Below are 23,745 nucleotides of genomic sequence, written 5' to 3'. Positions count from 1 at the left end.
TTCGCATAACAAGTTTGAGAACTATTGCATTGTTATGACGAAATTGAAATGGGATACGGCGGTCATCCAAGGAGGACGACCGATGACCACACTCACCCATTATATTGCCGGCACGCACACCAGGGGCTCCGCCGATCGCTCGCAGCCCGTCTTCAACCCGGCGACCGGCGAAGCGGAAAAAGAGGTGATCCTCGCCTCCGAACAGGACGTCAACGACGCTGTCGCCGCCGCCAAGGCGGCCTGGCCAGAATGGTCGAAGACGCCGTCGCTGCGCCGCGCGCGCATTCTAGACAAGTTCAAGGCGATCCTCTGGGAGCGCGCCGACCAGCTCGCCGAAGCCATTTCCGCCGAGCACGGCAAGACCCATGACGACGCGCTGGGCGAAGTCACCCGCGGTCTCGAAGTGGTCGAATTCGCGACCGCCGCGCCGACGCTTCTGAAGGGCGAGTTTTCCGAGAGCGTTGGCACCGGCGTTGACACGCATTCGATCCGGCAGTCGCTCGGCGTCGTCGCCGGCATCACCCCGTTCAACTTCCCGGCCATGGTGCCGATGTGGATGTTCCCGGTGGCGCTGGCCTGCGGCAACACCTTCGTGCTGAAGCCGTCCGAACGCGATCCGTCCGCCTCCCTGTTGATCGCGGACTGGCTGACCGAGGCCGGCCTGCCGGAAGGCGTATTCAACGTCCTGCAGGGCGACAAGGTCGCCGTCGACGGACTGCTGCATCACCCCGACGTCAAGGCGATCTCCTTCGTCGGTTCGACCCCGATCGCGCAATACATCCACATCACCGGCATCACCAACGGCAAGCGGGTGCAGGCGCTGGGCGGCGCCAAGAACCACATGATCATCATGCCCGACGCCGATCTCGACATGGCGGCGAATGCCCTTATGGGCGCGGCCTTCGGTTCCGCCGGCGAGCGCTGCATGGCGATCTCGGTCGCGGTCCCCGTCACCGACGCGGTCGCCGACGCGCTGGTCGAACGACTGGTGCCGAAGATCGAGGCGCTGAAGATCGGGCCTGCCGCCGACCGCACCTCCGAAATGGGCCCGGTGGTCACCAAGCAGGCGCAGGAGAAGATCCTCGGCTATATCGACGCCGGCGAACAGGCGGGCGCCAAGCTGGTCGTCGACGGCCGGACCTTCAAGCAGCAGATGCAGGGCTACGAGAACGGCTACTATGTCGGCGGCACGCTGTTCGACCACGTGACGCCGGACATGTCGATTTATCGCGACGAGATCTTCGGACCGGTGCTGTCGATGGTACGCCGCAATTCCTACCAGGATGCGGTCGACCTGATCCACGGCCATGAATATGCGAACGGCACCGCCGTCTTCACCCGCGACGGCGACACCGCCCGCGCCTTCTCGCAGGACATCGAAGTGGGCATGGTCGGCATCAACGTGCCGATCCCGGTGCCGATGGCGTTCCACTCCTTCGGCGGCTGGAAGGCCTCGATCTTCGGCGACCACGCCATGCACGGCATGGAAGGCGTCCGCTTCTACACCCGCATCAAGACGACCACCACGCGGTGGCCGTCGGGACAGCGCAGCGACCCGCAATTCACCATGCCGACGCTGGGATAAGACGCATAGACAGAGACCTGATGAACGGCCGCCTCAAAGGGCGGCCGTTTGCGTTCGGGGAGGTTGTCGCGCCCATGAAATGATCAGCATGGGCGTCGCCTGACGATTTTTTGTTCGCATCGATGAGCGCCACGCTTCGATCTGCGCGGCCAGCCGAAATGGCACATTCATTGCATGCATTTTGCCAAGGCCCAGAACAACAAGAAGCGCGAATTTCACGCTCATGAACTCGCTCAGCCTGGACATCCGCATTCTGCGTACGCTCCAAAGCGTTTCGGAAACGGGAAACATCACGGAAAGCGCCCGGCGGCTGGGTCGGACCCAGCCGGCGATCACCTTGCAGCTTCAGCGGCTGGAAAGCATCTGCGGCTTCAACCTCTTTCGCAGCGAAGGCCGCAAGATGGTGCTGACGCCGGACGGCGAGCTGGTGCTTTCCTATGCAAATTCCATCCTGCGGCTGCATGACGAACTGATGCAGCGCATCGAATCGCCCGATGTCGAGGGCCAGGTGGTGCTCGGCACGCCCGACCTCTACGCGTCCTTCATCCTTCCCTCGATCCTGGCGCTCTTCAAACAGGCCTTTCCGCGCGTGCAGGTGCAGTTGCAATGCTCGCTTTCGACGCCGCTGGTGCGGCTGGTGCATCGCGGCGAGGTGGATCTGGCGCTTGTCACCCGCATGAACGATTTCTCCGGCGGGCGTGTCGTTCGCCAGGAACAGCTGATCTGGATGACCGGCGAGAACTCAATGGCGCATGCGGAGACGCCCGTGCCTCTCGCCCTCCTGCCGCCCGGCAACATCTATCGCGACCATGCCATCGAGTGCCTGGAAGCGGCGCGGCATCCCTGGCGGATCGCCTGCGTGAGCGAAAGCGTCAGCGGGCTGCAGGCGGCGGTGTTCTCGGGCATGGCGGTCACCGTTCTCGGCCGCAGCGCGCTCGTGCCGGGCATGCGCGAGATCGTGCGCGGGCCGGACTTCCCTGCCCTGCCGAAGGTCGACCTGCTTCTCTACAAGGCGCCCGGAACGAAGTCGGCGGCGGCGAACGCGTTGCATGACTATCTCGCCCACTATCTGCAGGTCGAACAGGGCACCGATCTGCGCAATATTCCCCGCCCGCCGCGTCCGGTCGATCAGACTGCAGACGCCGCCGAGTGACCGGGTCGAGCCTGCCGCCGCAGCGCCGGCACGCGACGCAAAATTCCCGGCAATCCAGCCAATTAGAAAAATATTCCAAAACGATCCTTGGTCGAGAAACGGGCATCGTCGCGCGTGATGAGGCTGCACGCACCCGGAAAGCCTGGCTTTTCGGGCATATTGTTCAATATTTGTGCAGCGCACGATGAAAAGAGCGACGTATTGGCGTTTCTTATGGTTGGGATTTGCATTTCTGATTTTGTTTCCTCGCAGAAAATTCATCTACTCGTGATGGCAGGGCGCAATTGGCCGCTCGTTGTTCAAGCAGGGAAGATCTGACGAATGACCAAATCCACGAAGACACCGAAACTCTCCAGACGAGGCTTTATCAAGGCTGGTGCGGCTGCGGCCGGCGCCGCCGCCGGCTCGGGAGCCATCACCGGATTCCCGACCATCTGGGCTCAGGAAATCAAGGACATCGAACTGCGTCACGTCGGCGTTTCGTACTCCGTCGTGAAGGCGATCGGCGACCAGGCCGCCAAGGATCTCGGCTTCAAGGTGACGATGCAGAATCTCGACACCTCGGCCTCCATCAACCGCTTCATCACCCAGCCCAACACGGTCGACATCTGCGACCTGGAAGGCTGGCAGGCCAAGCTCGCCGCCAAGCGCGGCGTCATCCAGGGCATCGAGGCGAAGCGCATCAAGCAGTTCGACAACTTCCTGCCGATCTTCACCAAGGGTGAGCTCGACGGCAGCCAGATCGCCAACCAGGGCATCTCGCCCTACGCCGCGCTCTATCTGGAGAAGAAGGACTCCACCGAGCTGCATGACGGCGTCGCCGACTGGCTGACCAACGTTCCGCAGGTCTACAACGCCGACTCCATCGGCTACCGCCCCGACCTCGTCGATCATCCGGTCACCGAGTGGAAGGACCTGATCGATCCGAAATACAAGGGCAAGGCCGCCATCCTCGACGTGCCGGCGATCGGCATCATGGATGCGGCGCTTTGCATGGAGAGCGCCGGGCTCATCGACTACGGCGACAAGGGCAACATGACCCGCGAGGAGATCGACAAGACGATCGACATCCTCATCGACCTGAAGAAATCCGGCCATTTCCGCGCCACCTGGACGACCTTCGACCAGTCGGTCCAGCTGATGGCCGCCGGCGAAGTCATCATCCAGTCCATGTGGTCGCCGGCCGTCGCCGCCGTGCGCACCAAGGAAATCCCGTGCATCTACGCGCCGGTCAACAAGAAGAACGGCAAGGAAGGCTATCGCGGCTGGTGCAACGGCATGGGCCTGATGAACCACCTGGAAGGCAAGAAGCTCGACGCCGCCTACGAGTACATCAACTGGTACCTGGAGGGCTGGCAGGGCGCCTTCGTGTCGCGCTACGGCTACTACAGCCCGGTTCCGTCCACGGCGAAGAACTACATGTCCGACACCGAGTGGGCCTACTGGTACGAAGGCAAGCCGGCGCCCGAGGCGATCAGCGATCCCTACGGCGTGCCGATGGAACCGGCCGGAACGGTTCGCGACGGCGGCTCCTTCGTCGAGCGCGTGACCAACATCTCCTGCTGGAACACGCTGATGGATGAAGCAGCCTACATGAACAAGCGTTGGAATGACTTCAAGGTCGCCTGACCGGGTCTGTCACCTCGGCCCGACCGGCCCCGCGGCAACACATGCCGCGGGGCCGGAAAGGTCCGGAAAAAGGCCGAAAACACCTAGAGAAGTCATGCCGGAGCCCCGTCAATGAAATTGAACAGAAATGCGGTCGGATGGCTGAACGTTTCGCCGCTCCTCGCCGTGATGGTCCCGTTCTTCATCGTCCCGATCATCGTCGTGTTCATCGCCAGCATCATGCAGACCGACGGTTTCGGCGGCATGTTCTGGGATCCCTCGCTGGAAAACTACAGCTACATCTTCAAGTCGGACCTGACCTACCGGCTCTATTTCGAGACGGTGAAATTCGCGGTCCTGACACTGGTCTTCTCGGCGTTCATCGGCTTCTGGGTGGCCCATTTCCTGGTGTTCCACGTCCGCAGCAAGTTGCTGGCCATGGGGCTTTTCCTGGTCTGCACCGTGCCGTTCTGGACCTCCAACATCATCCGCATGATTTCGTGGATCCCGCTGCTCGGCAAGGAAGGCCTGATCAACCGCGCGCTGATCGCCATGGGCGCGATCCAGGAGCCGCTCGAATTCCTGCTCTATTCGGATTTCGCGGTGGTCGTGGCCTATGTCCACCAGCTCACGATCTTCATGATCGTTCCGATCTTCAATTCCATGGCGCGCATCGACAAGCGTGTCGTCGAGGCGGCCGTCGACGCCGGCGCCAGCAAGTTCGACATCATGCGCTACATCATCGTGCCGATGTCGAAGAGCGGCATCGCGCTCGGCGCAATCTTCGTCGTCTCGATCGTGATGGGTGACTTCTTCGTGGTGAAGGTCATGTCGGGCGGCGGCACCGCCTCCGTGGTCGGCGCCTTCTACGAGGACATCGGCGTGCTGCAATATCCGAGCGCGGCCGCGAGCGCGATCATCCTGACGATCCTCGTCATGCTCATGGTCGCCGCCATCCTGCGCATCGTCGACATCCGCAAGGAGATCACGCAATGACGGACGCAATCGCCGGCAAGGCTGCCGCTCCTGCCAAGCGCAGGGTGCGCCGCGCCTCGTCCGACCGCCCATGGACGTTCTACGTGCTCGCAGGCTTCTTCGCCTTCTACGTGATCGCCCTCTACGGGCCGATGATCTCGATCTACATCCTGTCGTTCCAGGATGTGCGCGGCGGTCTCGTCTTCCCCATGCGCGGCTTCTCGCTGCACTGGTTCAACGAACTGATCATGCAGACGCGCACCGGCGACGTCAGCGGCTCGTTCCGGCGGTCGATCTATCTGGCGATCGCGGTCACGGTGATCACCGTCGTGTTCTCCTTCATGGCCGGCATGGCCTTCCGGCGGCGGTTCCGCGGCGACACGATCGTGTTCTACCTGATGATCGGCAGCCTCGTCGCACCCGGTCTCGTACTCGGCATCGGCATCGGCCTCGGCTTCGACATGGCGGGCATCCCGACGAACTGGTTCACCTCGGCGCTCGGCGCGCAGCTCTCCTGGACCCTGCCCTTCGGCATCCTGATCATGTTCGCAGTCATGTCGCGGCTGAACGGGGACTGGGAAGAGGCCGCGCGCGATCTCGGCGCCTCGCCCGCCCAGACGATCCGGCTGGTCATCCTGCCGATCCTCGCGCCCGGGCTGATCGCCGTCGCCCTGTTCGGCTTCACGCTCTCCTATGACGAGTTCGCGCGGACGCTGCAGACGGCGGGCGCACAAAACACACTGCCCCTGGAAATCTGGAGCATGACCCTGAACGTCACCTCGCCCGCGCTTTACGCCCTCGGCACGGTGTCCACGGTCATCTCGTTCCTGATCATCGGGGTCAGTCTCGGATCAATCATCCTGCTGCAGCGGCGCAACGCCGCGCGCATGAACATCAGTGAGTAGAAAGGAGCTTCCGGTGGGAACTGGTAACGGAGACATCGAGCTTGCTGGCGTCACCAAGAGCTATGACGGGGAAACATACGCGGTCGACGGCATCAATCTGAAAATCCCCGACGGCGCCTATTGCTGCCTTCTCGGCCCGTCCGGCTGCGGCAAGAGCACCATCCTGCGGATGATCGCCGGGCACGAGGACCCGACGCATGGCGAGATCCTGATCGGCGGCGAGGACGTGGTCGGGCTCGACCCGGTGCAGCGCCGCACGGCGATGATGTTCCAGTCCTACGCGCTCTTTCCTCATCTGAGCGTCCGGGACAACATCGCCTTCGCGCTCAGGGTGCGCGGCCTGTCGAAGACCGAGCGCTACGGCAAGGCCGACGAGATGATGGAAAAGGTCCACCTGACCGAATTTGCCAACCGTCTGCCGTCGCAGCTCTCGGGCGGCCAGCAGCAGCGCGTGGCGCTGGCCCGCGCCGCGATCACCGAGCCGCGCGTCCTGTTGCTGGATGAGCCGCTCTCGGCGCTGGACGAGCATCTGCGCATCCGCATGCGCGCCGAGTTGAGCCGCATGCAACGCGATCTCGGCATCACCTTCATCCATGTGACCCATACGCAGATGGAGGCGATCGCGCTCGCCGACACCGTGGTGGTGATGGATCGCGGCGAGATCCGGCAGGCAGGTCCGGCGCGCGAGGTCTACGCGTCGCCCAACAACCGCTACGTGGCGGAATTCATCGGCGGCCAGAACGTGCTGTCCGGCAAGGTCGGCGACGTCAACGGGTCCAAGGCGACGCTCGCCGGTCCGACCTTCAGCAATATCGAGATCCCGCTTCTCGCGGGCACGCCGCTGCACAGCGGCCAGTCCCTCGACATCGCGATCCGCCGCGACGACATCGACCTGCTTCGCCTAGGCGGCAACGGCGTTCCGCCCGGCTCCACCGGCGTGGAAGGCGCCGTCACCGGGGTCGAATACCAGGGCACCTTCGTGAAGGTGATGATGGACGCCGCCGGCGAAGGCGAGTTCGTCGCCTATGTGCCCGAACGCCGCTTCTTCGAAGATACCCTGTCTGTGGGCGACCGCGTGCTCGCCGTCTGGCAGATCGATCACGCCCACCTGCTGGCCTAATACTGGAGTGTAGTCATGGAAATCTCATTTGTACTGAATGATGAGCCGGTTACGGTGAATGTCGATCCCTCGACGCTGTTGAGCGACCTGGTGCGCGAGCAGCTGTCGCTGACGGGAACGCATGTGGGCTGCGACACCAGCCAGTGCGGCGCCTGCGTCGTCCACCTCAACGGCGACTCGGTGAAGAGCTGCACCCTGCTGGCCGTCTCGGTCGACGGCGGCGACGTGCGCACGGTCGAGGGCCTGTCGACGAACGACAAGGACCTGCACCCGATGCAGCAGGCCTTCCGCGACAATCACGGCCTGCAATGCGGCTTCTGCACGCCGGGCATGCTGATGAGCGCGATCGACCTCGTCAAACACAATCCGGATCCCAGCGAAGCCGAGATCCGCGAATGGCTGGAAGGCAATATCTGCCGCTGCACCGGCTACCAGAACATCGTCAAGTCCATCATCGCTGGCGCGGCCGCCATGCGAGCAGCATCCTGAAGGAGGTCACCATGTCGGCAGTGATTGGAATTGGCTCGTCGCCCAAGCGCAAGGAAGACGCGCGTTTCGTGCGTGGCAAGGGCACCTATGTGGCGGACATCAAGCGACCGCACATGCTTGCGGGCGTGTTCCTGCGGTCCGAGCATGCGCATGCGAACCTGAAGTCGATCGACGTTTCGAAGGCGCTGGCGCAGCCCGGCGTGAAGGCGGTCTATACCGGCGAGGACATGAAGGCCGACGACGTCGGCGGCCTTCCCGTCGGCTGGGGCATCACCGACAAGAACGGCGATCCCATGAAGGAACCGCCGCACCCACCGATCGCGCAGGGCAAGGTGCGCTATGTCGGCGACGCGGTCGCGTTCGTCGTCGCCCAGACCGTGGAACAGGCCGAAGCGGCGGCCGAATTGATCGAGGTCGAATACGAGGTGCTGCCGGCCATTGTCGGCCTGGTGGACGCCCTGCGCCCGGATGCGCCGCAGCTCTATGACGAGGTCGAGAACAATCTCTGCGCAGACTGGGACCTCGGCGACGCCGCAGCCGTCGATGCCGCGTTCGCGCAGGCCGCGCATGTAGCGAGCATCGAACTCGTCAACAACCGCCTGATCGGCAATCCGCTGGAACCGCGCGCGGCGATCGGCGAATTCGAATACGCGACCGGCCAGTACACGCTCTGGACGACCAGCCAGTTCCCGCATGTCGTGCGGCTGCTGATGGGCGAAATGGTGCTGCACATCCCGCAGCACAAGCTGCGCGTGGTAGCCCCGGATGTCGGCGGCGGCTTCGGCGTCAAACAGTTCCACTATGCCGAAGAGGCGGTGGTGACCTGGGCTGCCGGCAAGCTCGGACGGCCGGTCAAATGGGTCGCGCAGCGCTCGGAAGGCTTCGTCTCCGACGCCCATGGGCGCGACCATGTGACCGAGGCGGAACTGGCGCTCGACGAGGACGGCAAGTTCCTCGCCATGCGGGTCAAGACGCTCGCGAACATGGGCGCCTATCTGTCGACCTTCGGGCCGAACATCCCGACGAACCTCTACGCGCCGCTTCTCTCGGGCGTCTACACGATCCCGTCGATCTATTGCGAGGTGAAGTGCGTCTTCACCAACACCGTCCCGGTGGACGCCTATCGTGGCGCCGGCCGGCCGGAGGCGACCTTCGTGGTGGAGCGTCTCGTGGACATGGCCGCGCGCGAAATGGGGATCGACAAGATCGACATCCGCAAGCGCAACATGATCCCCAAGGAAGCCTATCCCTACCAGACGCCGGTGATCGTGGAATATGACAGCGGCGATCCGCTCGGCTGCCTGGAGCGCGCCGAGGAACTGGCCGACGTGGCCGGCTTCGAGGCGCGTCGCGCGGAAGCCGCCAGCCGCGGCAAGTATCGCGGGCTCGGCATCTCGACCTATATCGAGGCCTGCGGACTCGCGCCGTCCCGTCTTGCGGGCCAACTCGGCGCGCGCGGCGGCCTCTACGAGAGCGCGACGGTGCGCGTGCATCCCTCGGGCGTGGTCACCGTGCTGATCGGCACGCACAATCACGGCCAGGGCCACGAAACCACCTTCGCCCAGATCGTGTCGGACCGCCTCGGCGTTCCGTTCGAGGACATCGACATCGTCTTCGGCGACACCGACAAGGTGCAGTTCGGCATGGGCACCTATGGTTCGCGGTCCCTCGTGGTCGGCGGCGCGGCGCTGTCGCATGCCAGCGACAAGGTGATCCTGAAGGGTCGCAAGATCGCCGCGCACCAGCTCGAGGCGTCGCTTGAGGACATCGTCTTCGAGAACGGCGAGTTCTCGGTGGCCGGCACCGACCGCAAGAAGAGCTTCCAGGAGATCGCCGGCGCGGCCTATGTGCCGTTCGACTTCCCGCTCGAAACGCTGGAGCCGGGCCTGGAGGAACAGGCCTATTACGACCCGGTGAACTTCACCTATCCCGGCGGCGCCCATTTCGCCGAGGTGGAGATCGATCCCGATACCGGCATCGTGACGCTTGAGCGCTACACCGCGGTCGACGATGTCGGGACGATCATCAACCCGATGATCGTGGAAGGCCAGCTTCAGGGCGGCATCGTCCAGGGCATCGGCCAGGCGCTGTTCGAGCATGGCGTCTACGACAACGCGTCGGGCCAGCTGCTGGCGGGCTCCTTCATGGACTACTGCATGCCGCGGGCCGACAACTTCCCGCAGCTGAAGATCGAGCCGCATTCCACGCAATGCGCGCATACGCCGATGGGTGTGAAGGGCTGCGGCGAGTGCGGCACGATCGGCTCGCCGGCGGCGATCATCAGCGCGGTGGTCGATGCGCTGAAGCCGCTGGGCGTCGCCCATGTCGACATGCCAGCATCGCCCAATCACATCTGGAACATCATCCGCAACGCGCCCGCTCCGATCGCGGCGGAATAAGGACAGGGTCTATGAGGTCTTTCAACTATCACAAGCCGGATACGGTCGACGGCGTGGTGTCGCTGCTCGCCGGCAACGAGAACGCGTCGGTGATCGCGGGCGGCATGACGCTGTTGCCCACCATGAAACAGCGGCTCGCCGCCCCGGACGATCTTGTCGACATCTCCGGCGTCGCCGGGCTGGCGGGCGTCTCGATGGACGGCGACATGCTGGTCATCGGTGCCATGACGCGGCATGCGGATGTCGCCGAATCCGAAATCGTGCGCGAGAAGCTTCCGGCGCTCGCCAAACTCGCCTCGCGTATCGGCGACCAGCAGGTGCGCCATCGCGGCACGATCGGCGGCTCGATCTCCAACAACGATCCGGCGGCCGATTATCCCGCGGCCGTGCTGGGACTGAACGCGGAGATCGTCACCGACAAGCGGACGATCCCGGCCGACGAATTCTTCGTCGCCATGTTCGAGACCGCGCTGGAGCCGGGCGAGATCGTCACCGCGATCCGGTTTCCCCTGCCCGAGCTCGCCGCCTATGCGAAATTCCCGAACCCGGCTTCGCGATACGCGATGGCAGGCGTCTTCGTGGCGAAGACCGGCGACGGCGTGCGCGTGGCGGTGACGGGCGCGGGTCCTGGCGTGTTCCGGGCCTCCGACATCGAAGCGGCATTGGCCGAGAGCTTCGACGCCGGCGCGCTGGATCGCATCTCGATCGACGCTTCGGAGCTCATGTCCGACATCCATGCGGACAATGAATACCGGGCCCATCTGGTCATGGTGATGGCGCGGCGCGCCGTCGGCATGGCGCTGGACGCCGGTTGAACCAGAACCGGGAGCGCGCCGGGCCAGGCGGCTGACGGCGCGCCCCATTCAAGTTAGACGAACCCAAAAGGCTCGACGCTCGCCGGCACCCCCGGCTGGCGCGGAGGGAAGGCTTGCGCGTTTCGCGGCCTTCCGTGCCCAAAAGACCGCCGGAGGACAGTTCAGGTGGAACATGACGACCGCGACGAAATTCCGGGCTTCTACAGTCTGGAACAAGCGCAGAAGGACGCTGCCTACAACAATTCACTGGCGGTTGCCGACAGCGCGGAGCGGCTGAAGGACTGGGAGTGCCGGAGCGCCGCCTGTCGCGCGAAGCCGGGCGCCCGGCCCGACATTCCCTATGGCGAAAAGCCCAACAACCGCCTGGACTATTTTCCCTGCGGCCAGGCCGGCGCGCCACTGTTCGTGTTCATTCACGGCGGTTACTGGCACCGCAACAGCAAGGAGATCTTCGGCTTCGTCTCGACGGGTCCGTGCGCGCACGGGATCGACGTGGCGACGATCGGCTACACGCTCGCGCCGGAGGCAAGCCTGACGGAGATCGTCGACGAAGTGTTCCGGGCGCTTCGCAAGATCGAGGCGCTGGCCGGCGAACTCGGCTTCGATGCAAGCCGGATCCATGTCGGCGGCTGGTCGGCTGGCGGCCATCTGGCGACGCTTTCGGCGGACCTGCCATTCGTGCGCGGCGTGATCTCGATCAGCGGGATCTTCGACCTGGAGCCGATCCTGCACACCTATATCAACGACGAACTGAAGCTGCAGCCGGCCGAGCTGGAGACGCTTGCGCCGATCCGCAGCCTGCCGAAGCGGCCCATTCCGATCGCGCTCTTCGTCGGCGGCGACGAACTGCCCGAATTGCAGCGCCAGTCACGCACGTTCGAGAAGCGCGCGCGGGAAGAGGAACTGCTCGTGACGATGACGACGCTCGCGGGCTGCAACCACTACACGATCATGGAGCAACTGGCGGCGCCGGACGGCGCGTTGACCAAGGCGCTCCTCGACATGATCGCGGACCCCGCCTGAAAGGACGTCACCGATGGACATGAAGGATGAAATCCGCATCGGCGCGCCGGTGCCGGTCGTCTTCGCGGCGTTGAACGATCCGGTCGTTCTCAAGGACTGCATTCCCGGATGCGAGGAACTGGTCAAGGAATCCGACACCGAATTGACAGCGAAGGTCTCGCTCAGGATCGGGCCCGTGAAGGCCAAGTTCAGCGGCGCGGTGACGCTCGACCAGTCCGGGGCGCCGAACCGGTTTTCCCTGACCGGCAGCGGCAATGGCGGCATTGCGGGTTTTGCGAAGGGCGGGGCCGACGTGGAACTGCGTGCCGAGGGCGATGACACCGTCCTCACCTACGAGGCCAAGGCCGAAATCGGCGGCAAGATCGCGCAGCTCGGCAGCCGGCTCGTCGACAGCACCGCAAAGAAGCTTTCCAGGCAATTCTTCGAGCGGTTCAAGGATGTCGTCGAGACCGCCGACGCCGTCGTGAGCTGACGCTACGGCGGCGGCACATCTTCCGTTCTTTCCCCTTCTTTGCACCTTTCAAAGATTGATCGGCATCAAGGCGTGCCGGTCGCGCAATGTCGATGTTGCGAAATGCAGCGGCTTGCGCGCCGCGGGCGCTTGCTGTCAGAAATGCCGGCAGGCAGGCAGTGATCGCCAAGGCCAGAAAGGTGGCATGACATGGTTTCCAAGACTCTCTTCACGGTGACGGGCAGCGGACAATCCACCGATGGCATCGCCAGGGCGATCGCGATCAGCCAGGAGGCCGGCTGTCACCTCGCCGTGCTGGTGATCGGCATTTCGATCCCGGCGAGCGCCACCGCCTATGGCGCGGTTCCGGCCGACACATGGTCGGAAGAACGCGAGCGTGGCCGCGCGGCTGCGGCCGACAAGGCGGCCGCGATCGAGGCGATGATCGCCGAGGCCGGCATTTCCGGCGACGTGGCGTCGTATTACTGCGACGAAGGTCAGATCCCGGACATTGTCGGGATGCGCGCGCGCTATACCGATCTCGGCCTTTACATGCCGACGCAGGACCAGGACAAGCAGTTGGCCGACAAGGCCTTGGGCGGTTTCGTCTACCAGAGCGCCCGGCCCTTCCTCGTCGTTCCCGACGGTGTGTCCGTTTCGCTCAAGCCGAAGCGCGTGATGATCGCCTGGAACGGGACGCGTGAAGCCGCGAGCGCCGTCTATGACGCGCTCGGCATGCTGGACGAGACGACGGATGTGCGCGTCGTGATCGTCGATCCCCTCGCCTCGGAATTCGACCAGGGCGAAGAGCCCGGAAGCGACATCGCGGCCTATCTGGCGCGCCATGGCGCCAGTGTGACCGTCGACCTGCTGCCGTCCGCCGGCCGGAACGTCGCCGATGTGCTGATCCAGCATGCGACCGACATCTCCGCCGACATGATCGTCGCCGGCGCCTACGGGCATTCGCGTCTGCGCGAGTTCCTTTTCGGTGGCGCGACGCGGGATCTGCTTGCCAGTTCGGGCTTTCCGATCTTCATGGCGCATTGACCGGCGGAGTCTGCGACAGACGTCCCGCAAGGATGGCGGAAGACACGTAGCAGGGCGAACGCAACATGGCTTCCGTCTCCGAAACCGCTGTCGCCCCGCTGCCGGACGCACCGCACGCGATGGAACATGGCGCGCTGCTGTCGGCTCTCGACGTCGAGCCGGGGCGCGGCCTTTCGCATGACGAAGCCGCCCGACGGCTCGAAGCCTACGGGCCAAACGAGCTGCGCAAGAAGGCGAAGACGAGCTTCCTCGTCGTCCTGATCAGTCAGTTCCAGAGCCCGATCGTCTACCTCCTCGTCGCCGCCGCGGCTCTCGCCCTGCTGCTCGGCGAGACGGTCGAGTTCGTCGCCATCGTCGCCGTCCTACTCATCAACGCCGCCATCGGCTTCACGACGGAAATCCAGGCAGTGCGCTCAATGGAGGCGCTTCGGGAACTGACGGGCCGCTCGGCGCTCGTGCGTCGGGACGGGACGGTGGTCGCCGTATCGGCGGAGCAACTGGTTCCGGGAGACGTCGTCGTCATCGATGCGGGCGACGTGATCGCAGCCGACATGCGGGTGATCGCGTCCGCGAACCTCTCGGTCGACGAATCGGCGCTGACGGGCGAATCCCTGCCGGTCTCAAAGTCGGAACGGGCCGTCGCGGCGGACGCCATTCTGGCCGACCGCACCTCGATGCTGTTCAAGGGCTGCGCGGTCACGGGCGGCACGGGCGAAGCCGTCGTCACCGGGACGGGCATGAACACCGAGCTCGGCCGGATCACGCGGCTGGTCGAAGAGGCCGAGCCCGAACGGTCACCGCTGGAGCGCCAGCTCACGCGCCTCAGCCGCCATCTCATCTGGCTGACACTGGGCGTGACCGCGATCGTGGCCCTGAGCGGGGTCCTCGCCGGACAGGACCTCGTGCTGATGGTGGAATCCGCCGTCGCGCTGGCTGTCGCGGCCATTCCGGAAGGCCTGCCGATCGTCGCGACGCTGGCACTCGCGCGCGGCATGCTGCGCATGGCCCGGCACAACGCCCTGATCGAGCAATTGTCCGCCGTCGAGACGCTGGGCGCGACGACCGTCATCCTGACGGACAAGACCGGCACGCTGACCGAAAACCGCATGCATGTGGATCGCCTGGTCACGGCGAGCGGCGAAATCACATTCGACCGCGAGGCCCGCGCCTTCATCCGCGATGCGCGGCCGGTGCAGCCCGATCCGGGCGACGCCGCCGGGCATCTGTTGCGCGCCGCGACCCTGTGCAACAACGCGTCACGCGGACGCGACGGCGAGACCGCGGCGGGCGATCCGATGGAGGTCGCCTTGCTCGAAGTCGCTTCGGCCGGCGGTTTCGACCGCCATGACCTGCTCCTGACCTGTCCCGAGCTTGCCGAGCACGCCTTCGACAACAACACACGCATGATGGCGACCGTGCATCAGGAGGGCGAGCGGTTCCTCGTTGCGGTGAAAGGCGCGCCGGAGGCGGTGTTGGAGCGTGTCGTCGATGTCGATGTCGATGAAGGTCATGGCAGGCGGCCCTTCGACCGCGACCAGCGGCGGCACTGGGCGCGGGTGTGCGAGGTTCTCGCCCTGCAGGGGCTTCGCCTGCTCGCCATCGCCGGCAAGGAGGCCGATGCGGAGCCTGACGCCGTCTATGACGGGCTGACGCTTTACGGGGTCGTCGGCTTCCAGGATCCGCCGCGTTCGGACATTTCGGGCGCGATCGCCGACGCGAAGCGGGCCGGCATCTCGGTGGTGATGGTGACCGGCGACCATGCGGCCACGGCCAACCACATCTCGAAGTCGGTCGGGCTCGCCGCCGAGGGGTCCACCGTGATCGAGGGGCGCGACCTGAAGCCCTATGACGAGATGACGGCGGAGGAGCGCGCCACCGCGCGCAAGGCACGGGTGTTCGCGCGGGTGAACCCGGAACAGAAGCTCGACCTGATCCGCCTGCACCAGGAGGCCGGCGAAGTGGTCGCGATGACCGGCGACGGCGTCAACGACGCGCCGGCGCTGCGCAAGGCGGATATCGGCGTGGCGATGGGGCTGCGCGGGACGCAGGTGGCGCGCGAGGCCGCGGCGCTTGTGCTGCGCGACGACGCCTTCCCGACGATCATCCACGCGGTGCGCGAAGGCCGGCTGATCTACACGAACATCCGGCGGTTCACGACCTATCTCCTCTCGTGCAACCTGAGCGAGATCCTGATCGTCGGCATCGCGGTGATGAGCGGACTTCCGCTGCCGCTCCTGCCCCTGCAGATCCTGTTCTTGAACCTCGTCACGGACGTCTTCCCGGCCTTCGCGCTCGGGACCGTCGAGGCGGATCGCAACGTTCTTTCGCGGCCCCCGCGCCCGCCGTCCGAACCGATCCTTGCGCGCGCCCAATGGGTCGCGATCGTCACCCACGGATCCATCATCGCGGCGGTGACGTTGCTGGCGCTGGGACTGGCGACGACGGTGTTCGGGCTGGAAGGCGACGCCGTCACCACGATGTGTTTCTACACGCTGGCGCTCGCCCAGCTGTGGCATGTGTTCAACATGCGCAACTGGCGCGACATGCTGTTCACCAGCCAGGTGACCCGCAACAGCTATGTCTGGATGGCGATCGCTCTGTGCATCGCGATCCTCGCCGTCGCGGACCTGCAGCCGATGCTGGCAAGCGCGCTCCACCTGGTGCAACTGCCAAGCGACGTCTGGCTTGCCCTGCTGGGCCTGAGCGTCGTGCCGGTGATCCTGCGCGAGGCCAGCGCGTTCATCGTCCGGATGCGCCGTCGGCACCGCTGAGCGCTCAGCCGCTGACCCAGTAGAGGACCATGGTCGAGGCGAACACGCCGAGCACGACCAGCGAGTCGATGCCGAAGCCGAACAGAGACCGGCGACTGCGCAGCAACAGGCCGCCGAGATAGACGATCGTGACAATCAGGCCCGAGACCAGCGAGAGCTGGAGGACCGGCTCGAATTCGGCGAGGATCGGGCCCTTTCGGTAGAGGATGTCGGCCGGCCAGACGAGGCCGAGCATCAGGAGGTTGCTGCCGAAGATGTTCGAGATCGCCATCGTGTAGGCGCCGATGCGCACCGAAGCGACGGTCGTGCTCAATTCGGGAAGCGAGGTCACGCCGGCCAGCAGCGTGACGCCGATCAACCCGGTGCCGAGACCGGTCTGGTCGGCAAGCCGCTCGGCCATGATCACAGTGACCGTGGCCGAGATCAGGATGGCGGCGCTCAGCAACAGGAAGCGCAGGTTGAGCGTCGTGGTGCCGAGATGCGGAAAGCTGCTGACGAAGACGCTCTCCTCTTCCGCCTCGGCCTGTTCCGGCACATGGACCGGCGTCCAGGGATCGGCCGCGTCGTGCCGGCGCAGGACGCCGAGTGTCGCCGCGTAGACGAGCCCGAGAAGGGTCGCGCCGATGCCGACCTGGAACAGCAGGGTCCGTTCGCCCAAAGTGAGGGCGGCGAGGAGCAGCGCGAGCAGGAAGGCCAGCGCCACGCCCTCCAGCGCGACTGTGGTCTTGCGCGGAAAGGAGGTGATCGCCGCGTGGCGGGCGAAGCCGTCGGCGATCGCCAGCATCGCGAATTGCAGGGTGACGCCGCCGAGCAGGTTGCCGAGCGCCAGAGGCGCCTCGCCGCCGCCAGCGGCGATGGCCGTGGTGACGATTTCGGGAAGCGAGGTCGCCGTTGCGAGAAAGACGAAACCCATCATCGCCCGACCGATGCGCAGGCGGTCGGCGATCTCGTCGGCATAGGCCACCAGACGCCCGCCGCTGAACCAGACACCCGCCGCACCGGCCAGGAACAGCAATGCGGTCAGGGCCAGTGGCGTCTGCGGGATCACCGGCGTTTCACCTCAGCGGCTCCGCGCCGGACATGGATTCGAGGTCTTCGCGCGTTTCGCCCGTGCGGTCGATCAGGCCGGGCATGTCGACCACCTCGAAATGGTTGGTGTCGAGGGACCGGATGATGTTCTGGCGCACCAGCGTCTGAATGTTGCGGCTCAACGTTTCCGGCGTGGTGCCGAGGTAGGCAGCGATGTCGCGGCGGCCGATGGGCAGCGCGATGATCGGCCGGGGAAGCCGCGTGCGCGAGGACGGATCGCAGAAGACGCCGTCCGACCGCCTCGACAGGATGAACAGGAACGTCGCGACGCGCTGCATGGTCGTGTGGCACGAGGTCATGGCCGTCCATTCGCGCGTGGCGTCGAGTTCGTCGAGGATGGTCAGGAGCAGTTCGTGTTCGACCTCGGGATGCCGGACGACGAAGGTCTCGAAGGCGTGACGGCTCATGCAACACAGGGTCACGTCGGTGGCGGCCTCGTAGGAGAATCGCGATTCGTCGGAGAAGGCGCGGCCGAAGAAGTCCGAGGGAAACAGGAGCCCGACGATGTTCTGCTGACCGGACATCGACATGTTGGTCAATTTCACGATCCCGCTGACGACGTTGCCGACGATCTCGGCGTCGTCGCCCTGGGCGACGATGACCTGGCCCTTCTCGTATTCCCGCAGATGGGAAATGCGCGACAGCTCGTTCAGCACCTCGTCCGACGCCGCGCGGCAGAACGAGCGCTGATGGATCGCGCACGTGTCGCACTTCTTGCAACTGCCGTGAGTGAAAGCGGCGTCGTTCATGCTGCCCCATCCGGAAAACGATCTGGCCACGACATCATTCCATGCGCGCAATGTCAAACAAATGAAAAACGGCGTCCGGCGCTGATTGACCGGCATCAATGCCGATACGGCTGGTTGCGCGAGACTCGGCGATCAGACACGCGTCGGGGAGGCCGAGATGTCCTACGAGAGCATTCTGGCGCATCTCGAATTCGACGGGAATTCCGAATCCCGCCTTCATTATGCAGCCGATCTGGCCGGCGAGATCGACGCCTATCTCATCGGTTTCGCCGCGACGGGCCTGCGTCCGCTGCATGTCAGCGAGATGGGGGTCGCCATCGACGAACTCTATCGCAGCGACGCGATGGCGCAGAACACGCACCGTTTCGAGGAACTGCGGCAGCAGTTCATGGCGGTCGCGGGCGACGGCCAGTATTCGGCCTGGCGGCAGTCTCAGGACCTGCCGACCAAGGCGTTGCTGATCCACGCGCGCGCCGCCGATCTGATCATCTCGGGGACGCCGCACGGCGCTTCCAGCGGCGACGCCTATCGCTCGGTCGATCCGGGCGAACTCGTCTGCAATGCCGGCCGGCCGGTGCTGTTCGTCGGCGAGAACGCCGCCTTCCGCCCTCCCCGTCTGGCCGTCGTCGGATGGAAGGACACGCCCCAGGCACGGCGGGCGGTGATGTTCGCCCTGCCCTATCTGAGGTTGGCGAAGACCACCCTCGTGCTGGCGGCCGGCGACGCGCGAAACCGGGCCGACGCGTCGGGTCCGCAGGATGTCGTGCGCTACCTGTTGCGCCACGGTGTCGAGGCCGAGGCGCGGATCATCGAGCACGACAGTTCGCCGAACGCCTTCGTCGCCGCAGTGCGCGCCGAGCATGCGGACCTGGTGGTGACGGGCGCCTACGGGCACAGCCGCATGCGCGAGCGCGCCTTCGGCGGCTTCACCTACACGCTGCTGATGCAGTCCGACCTCAACCGCCTCATGGCCGGATGACGATCAGGCTCTCGCGCATGCCCACGCTGCGCACGAGATCGAACAGCGCCTTCGCGTTGTCGGGATGCAGGCGCACGCAGCCATGCGAGGCGGGCTGGCCCAGATGGGCGAGATCGGTCGTGCCGTGGATGGCGTATCCCCGCAAGAAGAAGATCGACCAGGGCATCGGGGCGTAATCGTAGATCGTCGAATACCACTCCCGTTCCAGCCGATAGGGATGATAGGTCCCGACCGGTGTCCGGTAGCCGGGGCGCGCGGTCGAAACCGGCCAGCGGTAGAGGATGCGGCCATCGGCGCGGACGGTCATCTGCTGGTCCGACAGGTCGATATCCACCGTGACGCGCTCCGCACGGGCTGCCGCCGGGGCGGCAAGGAGAGCCCCGCCGGCCGACAGGGCCAGCAGCAGGGACAGGAGGAAGGCGCGCAGATTGTGCATCACGGTGCGTGTCGGCGGGAATTCACCCGCGGATGCTCATGCCGCGGGCGCATCTGCCGGCGTCTCCGCGAGGTGCTGCCGGGGCGTCCCCGCCATCCAGCCGGTCAGCAGCCGGACAATCGCGCCGAGACCGAGCAGGACGATGGTGAAGTTGACCAGCCATCCGGCAATCGGGATGAAGTTCAAAACGGCCAGCACGAGGAGGCCGACAGCGAGCACCAGCAATTGCGCCACGGTGGATTCCGACACCTCCCAGAAGGCGGTCGCGACGCGCAACGACAGCGCATAGGCGCCAAGCACGTATGCGAAGGTCCAGCCAAGGACGATCAACAGGACGACGATCGGGATCAGCGGAATGCCGACGAGCGTCATCGCGCTGACCGGAACGAGGCCGAACAGGGCGGAAAGCGTGAGGAAGCCCGCCAGAAACGTCGCGCCGGGTCTCTCGACGATCCGTCGCCGGCCCGACTCGACCGTTGCCGGCGCGACGGTGAGGAACAGGGCGGCAATCACCAGCAGGAAGGCGAGCGTCACCGCGAAAGCGGCGATCTTGCCGAACAGCGTCGGCAGCAGGCTGCGCCGCGAACCCTCGGCGATCTCGCGCCAGTCGTCCATCGCGCTCCAGGCGTCGGTCTTCACGAAACGCACCCGTTCGGGCGCGGCGACAGAGGCCGGAATGTCGATCTGTTCAGGGCCGGAATAGGTCAGCGTTCCGGCGATGCGGGCGCCGTCTCCGAAGATCAGGTCGCCGCCATTCAGCGCCGCATCGCCATCGACGGGCGCATCGAGGCGGATGGTGCCGCCGCTCGCCACCAGGCTGCCGGCAATCGGCGCCTCGACCGTGACCGAGCCGCCCATCAGCCGCGCATTGCCGCCGACCGACGAGGACCGGCGCAGGCGGACGGTCGCGCCCATGACGGTGACGTCCTCGCCCACCGGCCCGCCGACCGTGACCGTGGCGCCGCTCGCATAGAGGTCCGAGCCGATCGTGCCGTCGACATCGACGTCGAAGCCGGCCGCATGGCCGTCGCCGCCGATGTTCCCGTCCAGTTGGGCGGAGAAGCCGGCGACGAAGGCGTCGCGCGCGGCCGTCGCCGTGATCGAGGCGTTGGCGCCGGATTCGTAGACGTCGCCGCCATAGGTCTGCTGCGCGCGGGGCGCGGCGACCGACAGGAGGACGAAGGCGAGGATCGCTGACATGCGTACCGTCATTTGCAGGCTCATGGCGTGCTCCCGTGTTGCGGCAAGATCGGTATCGCATTCACCCTAGAGGCGCGCGGGCGCGGATCATTGACCGCCGTCAAGATTTCGGGCGCGCTCAAGGCATCGCACCACCTCTTCGTCGCTCACCTGCGAGAAATCCGCGTAATGCGCGCCGACCGCCAGGAAGGGCGACGGCGCGTGGAGGCAGACGACCTCGTCGGCGTGCTCCCGCAGGCGTTCGAGCGTGTCGCGCGGGGCGACGGGCAGAGCGAGGATCAGCCGGGAGGGTCTTTCGCCGCGGATAAGGCGCAGGGCGGAATTGAGCGTCGCTCCGGTCGCCACGCCGTCGTCGACGACGATCACGGTCTTTCCGGCGAGTGGCACGGGCGCGCGACCCTTATAGTAGCTCGCTCGCCGGCGCTCGATTTCCGGCAGTTGCGCACGGGCCAGATCTTCGACGTCCTCGTCGGTCAGGCCCAGTTCGGCCTGGATCTCCCTGTTGACGGTGAGCTTCATGGTGTCGCCGTCCGTCACCGCGCCGAGCGCCAGTTCGGGCTGGGACGGCGCGCCGACCTTGCGCACCAGGATCACGTCGAGCGGCAGGTTCAGCGCGTCGGCCACGACCGCGCCGAGCGGAACGCCGCCGCGCGGAAGCGCGACGACCACGGCGTCGCCGTAATCCCGGCCCTTGAGTAGTTCCGCCAGTTTGCGCCCGGCATCCTCGCGATCAAGAAACAGCATGCGCCGATCCTCCCGCCGGTCAGGATGGTTTTGCGCAGCCCTCCATGCATTGACGGCAGTCAAATCGGCCTGCGTTATGAAAATGTTGATTGACGTCAACACGCGGACCCGGCCTGCATGTAGGATCGTCGTCCCTTGGGAGATGTTCGAGACGGCGGAGGAGCCCGACCTGATGCCAGCAAGCAAACGCAGCGCGATCATTGGCGACATCGGCGGAACGCATGCCCGTTTCGCCATCTGCGACATCGACAAATTGTCGGTGAAGCATTTCGCCGTCTTCGAGACGAAGATGTTCACCTCGCTTCCCGAAGCGGTGGCCCACTATCTGGAGGCCATTCCCGACCGGCCGCATATCGCGGGTTTCTCGGTCGCCGACCCGCTGACCGGCGACCGGATCGGCATCGAGAACGCGTCCTGGCGCTTCACGTCCGAGGAGGTGCGGGGCGCCTGCGGCGTCGAGAAGATCCATTTCGTCAACAATTTCGAGGCCCTGGCGCTGTGTCTGCCGTTCCTCAACGCGCATGACCGGTGCCGGATCAACGGGGGCGAGCCCGTCGACGGCGCGCCGATGATCGTGCTGGGCACGGGCGGCGAGTTCGGGTCGGCGATGCTGATCGGTCCCTCCGGCAGGCAAACGCCGATCGCCGGCTCCGCCGGCCACATGGCGTTTTCGGCGACGAATGAGCGCGAGATGGCGATCCTTGCGAAAGTCGCCGGCGAATATGGATACGCGCCGATCCAGTCGGTCCTGTCGGGGCGCGGGCTGGAAACCGTCCACTCGGTGCTCTCGGAGCTGGAGGGCCTGCCCGAACCGAGCCTGCACGCGCGCGAGATCATCGATCTGGCGTTGAAGGACGACGACGCGCTGGCGCGCGACACGCTGGACTGCTTCGTTTCGATCATGGCGCGGGTCGCCGGGGACCTGGCGCTGCTGCACGACGCGCGGGGCGGCGTCTTTCTCGGCCGCGGAATCACACCGAAGATCGTGCCGCTCCTCGACAGCGACCGCTTCCGCGAGCTCTTCGCCAACAAGGGCGCGAAGTCGGACGCCCTCGCCTCCATCCCGGTGCACGCGATCCTCGCCAACGACGCCGGATTGCGCGGCGCGGCGATCGCCACGTCGGAGCGCTTTCCGATGGATGGTGCCGTCTGACGACGGGAACCGCCGTCACCCGTGGGCGCGGGTGACGCCGTTCTCGTAGAGGGCGTAGACGTCGGCGCGGCGGCAGAGTTCGGTTCCCGGCGTCATCACCGCGGCCGAGCCGGCGGCGATGCCGAAGCGGAAGGCCTCGTGGACGGTGTGGCCCTGGGTCAGCCAGAAGACCATGCCGGCGACGAAGCTGTCGCCCGCGCCGACCGCCGACGCCTCGCGGACGTGGATCGACCGCATGCGCACGATGCCCTCGGCATTGACCAGCACCGCGCCTGACTTGCCCATCGAGAGCGCGATGTTCTCGGCCGCGCCGCGCTTGACGAGGTCCGTGGCGACCGTGCAGGCCGAATTCTCGTCGAGCCGCTCGCCGACCAGCTTTTCCAGTTCGCTCATGCTCGGCTTCAGGAGGAAGATGCCGGCGTGGTCGATCGTGTTGCGCAGGGCCTCGCCCGAGGTGTCGAGGACGAACCGGATGCCCTTGCGCTGGGCGACGTCGGCCATGCGGCTGTAGGTGTCGGCGGGGGCGCCGTGCGGCAGGCTGCCGCTGGCGATGATGTAGTCGCCTTCATAGGCCTCGATGAAATCGTGCACCGGCTCGAGTTCGTACGGGTCGATCGTCGGGCCTTCCGGCACGAAGCGATATTCGAAATTGGTGCTCAGTTCATGCACCATCAGCGCGATGCGGTTGGAGCCGGCCATCTCGATGCGGTGCTTGACGATGTCGTATTCGTCGAGAAGCCGGTCGTAGAGCGGGCCGGAGAAGCCGCCCGAGAAGTACAGCAGCTCCGCCCGGCCGCCGAGTTCGGCGATGACGCGGGCGACATTGGCGCCGCCGCCGCCGGCGTAGTGCATCTGGTTCATCGTCCGCGTCTTCAGCGTCGGGCGGACGTGCTCGGCGTCGCAGCTCACGTCGATGGCGGGATTGAGGGCGATTGTCAGGATGCGTTCCACGGCGGCTGCCACTTTCCTCGTCGGAGTCTCACTGGCTCCACGGTGTCAGGTCGCGCCGCGATCCGCAACCCGAATGCCATGCCGACGGGCAGGTTGTGTCCCC

Annotated in this window: 22 protein-coding genes; 15 read left to right on the top strand and 7 right to left on the bottom strand. The window is 65.6% G+C overall.

Translation table 11 applies throughout. From position 1 onward, the window contains the following. Window positions 1–82 precede the first annotated feature (82 nt). The gene (locus MRY80_RS15755; protein ID WP_293292007.1) at window positions 83–1,585 is read left to right on the top strand and encodes a CoA-acylating methylmalonate-semialdehyde dehydrogenase; all 1,503 of its coding nucleotides are present in this window, start codon (window positions 83–85) and stop codon (window positions 1,583–1,585) included. 33 nt (window positions 1,586–1,618) lie between these two features. Here MRY80_RS15755 and MRY80_RS15750 read toward each other — a convergent pair whose 3' ends face one another. Then, the gene (locus MRY80_RS15750) at window positions 1,619–1,810 is read right to left on the bottom strand and encodes a hypothetical protein (RefSeq protein ID WP_293292006.1); all 192 of its coding nucleotides are present in this window, start codon (window positions 1,808–1,810) and stop codon (window positions 1,619–1,621) included. On the opposite strand from MRY80_RS15750, the gene MRY80_RS15745 reads away from it, so the two are divergent. The 12 genes from MRY80_RS15745 (at window position 1,809) to MRY80_RS15690 (ending at window position 16,341) form a co-directional block, all read left to right on the top strand. Then, a complete protein-coding gene (locus MRY80_RS15745; RefSeq protein WP_293292005.1) occupies window positions 1,809–2,738 on the top strand; it encodes a LysR substrate-binding domain-containing protein in 930 nt (309 codons plus the stop codon). The two genes, MRY80_RS15750 and MRY80_RS15745, sit on opposite strands and share 2 nt — an antisense overlap. Before the next feature lie 321 nt (window positions 2,739–3,059). Further along, window positions 3,060–4,367, top strand: a complete 1,308-nt coding sequence (locus MRY80_RS15740) for an extracellular solute-binding protein (protein ID WP_293292004.1) — start codon at window positions 3,060–3,062, stop codon at window positions 4,365–4,367. A 111-nt stretch (window positions 4,368–4,478) separates the two neighbouring features. Beyond that, window positions 4,479–5,342 carry an ABC transporter permease gene (locus MRY80_RS15735; RefSeq protein ID WP_293292003.1) on the top strand — a complete coding sequence of 288 codons (864 nt, stop codon included), beginning with the start codon at window positions 4,479–4,481 and terminating at the stop codon, window positions 5,340–5,342. Continuing rightward, window positions 5,339–6,226 (top strand): ABC transporter permease, encoded by an 888-nt coding sequence (locus tag MRY80_RS15730; protein ID WP_293292002.1) that lies wholly within the window; start codon window positions 5,339–5,341, stop codon window positions 6,224–6,226. The genes MRY80_RS15735 and MRY80_RS15730 overlap by 4 nt, the downstream gene beginning before the upstream one ends. A gap of 13 nt (window positions 6,227–6,239) precedes the next feature. Further along, complete coding sequence (locus tag MRY80_RS15725; protein WP_293292001.1) at window positions 6,240–7,346, top strand: ABC transporter ATP-binding protein; 1,107 nt, start codon at window positions 6,240–6,242, stop codon at window positions 7,344–7,346. A 15-nt stretch (window positions 7,347–7,361) separates the two neighbouring features. Continuing rightward, entirely contained in the window at window positions 7,362–7,835 is a 474-nt protein-coding gene (locus MRY80_RS15720) for a (2Fe-2S)-binding protein (protein ID WP_293292000.1), read from the top strand. An 11-nt stretch (window positions 7,836–7,846) separates the two neighbouring features. Further along, complete coding sequence (locus tag MRY80_RS15715) at window positions 7,847–10,234, top strand: xanthine dehydrogenase family protein molybdopterin-binding subunit (protein WP_293291999.1); 2,388 nt, start codon at window positions 7,847–7,849, stop codon at window positions 10,232–10,234. Window positions 10,235–10,245: 11 nt separating this feature from the next. Then, window positions 10,246–11,049 (top strand): xanthine dehydrogenase family protein subunit M, encoded by an 804-nt coding sequence (locus MRY80_RS15710; protein ID WP_293291998.1) that lies wholly within the window; start codon window positions 10,246–10,248, stop codon window positions 11,047–11,049. 165 nt (window positions 11,050–11,214) lie between these two features. Further along, window positions 11,215–12,072, top strand: a complete 858-nt coding sequence (locus MRY80_RS15705; RefSeq protein WP_293291997.1) for an alpha/beta hydrolase — start codon at window positions 11,215–11,217, stop codon at window positions 12,070–12,072. 13 nt (window positions 12,073–12,085) lie between these two features. Beyond that, window positions 12,086–12,544 (top strand): carbon monoxide dehydrogenase subunit G, encoded by a 459-nt coding sequence (locus tag MRY80_RS15700; RefSeq protein ID WP_293291996.1) that lies wholly within the window; start codon window positions 12,086–12,088, stop codon window positions 12,542–12,544. 189 nt (window positions 12,545–12,733) lie between these two features. Then, window positions 12,734–13,570, top strand: coding sequence for a universal stress protein (locus MRY80_RS15695; RefSeq protein ID WP_293291995.1), 837 nt, complete (start codon window positions 12,734–12,736; stop codon window positions 13,568–13,570). 65 nt (window positions 13,571–13,635) lie between these two features. Next, entirely contained in the window at window positions 13,636–16,341 is a 2,706-nt protein-coding gene (locus tag MRY80_RS15690; protein ID WP_293291994.1) for a cation-transporting P-type ATPase, read from the top strand. A gap of 4 nt (window positions 16,342–16,345) precedes the next feature. On the opposite strand, the gene MRY80_RS15685 is transcribed toward MRY80_RS15690, so the two are convergent. Together MRY80_RS15685 and MRY80_RS15680 are read right to left on the bottom strand one after the other, a co-directional pair. Next, window positions 16,346–17,389 carry a hypothetical protein gene (locus MRY80_RS15685; protein WP_293291993.1) on the bottom strand — a complete coding sequence of 348 codons (1,044 nt, stop codon included), beginning with the start codon at window positions 17,387–17,389 and terminating at the stop codon, window positions 16,346–16,348. 7 nt (window positions 17,390–17,396) lie between these two features. After that, window positions 17,397–18,179 carry a Crp/Fnr family transcriptional regulator gene (locus MRY80_RS15680; RefSeq protein ID WP_293291992.1) on the bottom strand — a complete coding sequence of 261 codons (783 nt, stop codon included), beginning with the start codon at window positions 18,177–18,179 and terminating at the stop codon, window positions 17,397–17,399. A gap of 157 nt (window positions 18,180–18,336) precedes the next feature. Here MRY80_RS15680 and MRY80_RS15675 point away from each other — a divergent pair, with 157 nt between their 5' ends. Beyond that, window positions 18,337–19,158 (top strand): universal stress protein, encoded by an 822-nt coding sequence (locus tag MRY80_RS15675; RefSeq protein ID WP_293291991.1) that lies wholly within the window; start codon window positions 18,337–18,339, stop codon window positions 19,156–19,158. On the opposite strand, the gene MRY80_RS15670 is transcribed toward MRY80_RS15675, so the two are convergent. The 3 genes from MRY80_RS15670 to MRY80_RS15660 form a co-directional block, all read right to left on the bottom strand. Next, complete coding sequence (locus tag MRY80_RS15670) at window positions 19,145–19,594, bottom strand: L,D-transpeptidase (protein WP_293292047.1); 450 nt, start codon at window positions 19,592–19,594, stop codon at window positions 19,145–19,147. The two genes, MRY80_RS15675 and MRY80_RS15670, sit on opposite strands and share 14 nt — an antisense overlap. Before the next feature lie 36 nt (window positions 19,595–19,630). Beyond that, on the bottom strand, window positions 19,631–20,818 hold the full coding sequence (locus MRY80_RS15665) for a hypothetical protein (protein ID WP_293291990.1): 1,188 nt from the start codon (window positions 20,816–20,818) through the stop codon (window positions 19,631–19,633). Window positions 20,819–20,881: 63 nt separating this feature from the next. Beyond that, complete coding sequence (locus tag MRY80_RS15660; RefSeq protein WP_293291989.1) at window positions 20,882–21,538, bottom strand: phosphoribosyltransferase; 657 nt, start codon at window positions 21,536–21,538, stop codon at window positions 20,882–20,884. 172 nt (window positions 21,539–21,710) lie between these two features. Here MRY80_RS15660 and MRY80_RS15655 point away from each other — a divergent pair, with 172 nt between their 5' ends. Beyond that, on the top strand, window positions 21,711–22,691 hold the full coding sequence (locus MRY80_RS15655; RefSeq protein WP_293291988.1) for a glucokinase: 981 nt from the start codon (window positions 21,711–21,713) through the stop codon (window positions 22,689–22,691). Window positions 22,692–22,706: 15 nt separating this feature from the next. On the opposite strand, the gene MRY80_RS15650 is transcribed toward MRY80_RS15655, so the two are convergent. Beyond that, complete coding sequence (locus MRY80_RS15650) at window positions 22,707–23,654, bottom strand: 1-phosphofructokinase family hexose kinase (protein WP_293291987.1); 948 nt, start codon at window positions 23,652–23,654, stop codon at window positions 22,707–22,709. Window positions 23,655–23,745 lie beyond the last annotated feature (91 nt).

It is taken from the genome of Oricola sp., from assembly GCF_022763245.1.
Lineage (GTDB): Bacteria > Pseudomonadota > Alphaproteobacteria > Rhizobiales > Rhizobiaceae > Oricola.
Note: the sequence above shows the minus strand (reverse complement) of the source record. Positions and strands in the feature narration are given on the sequence as shown.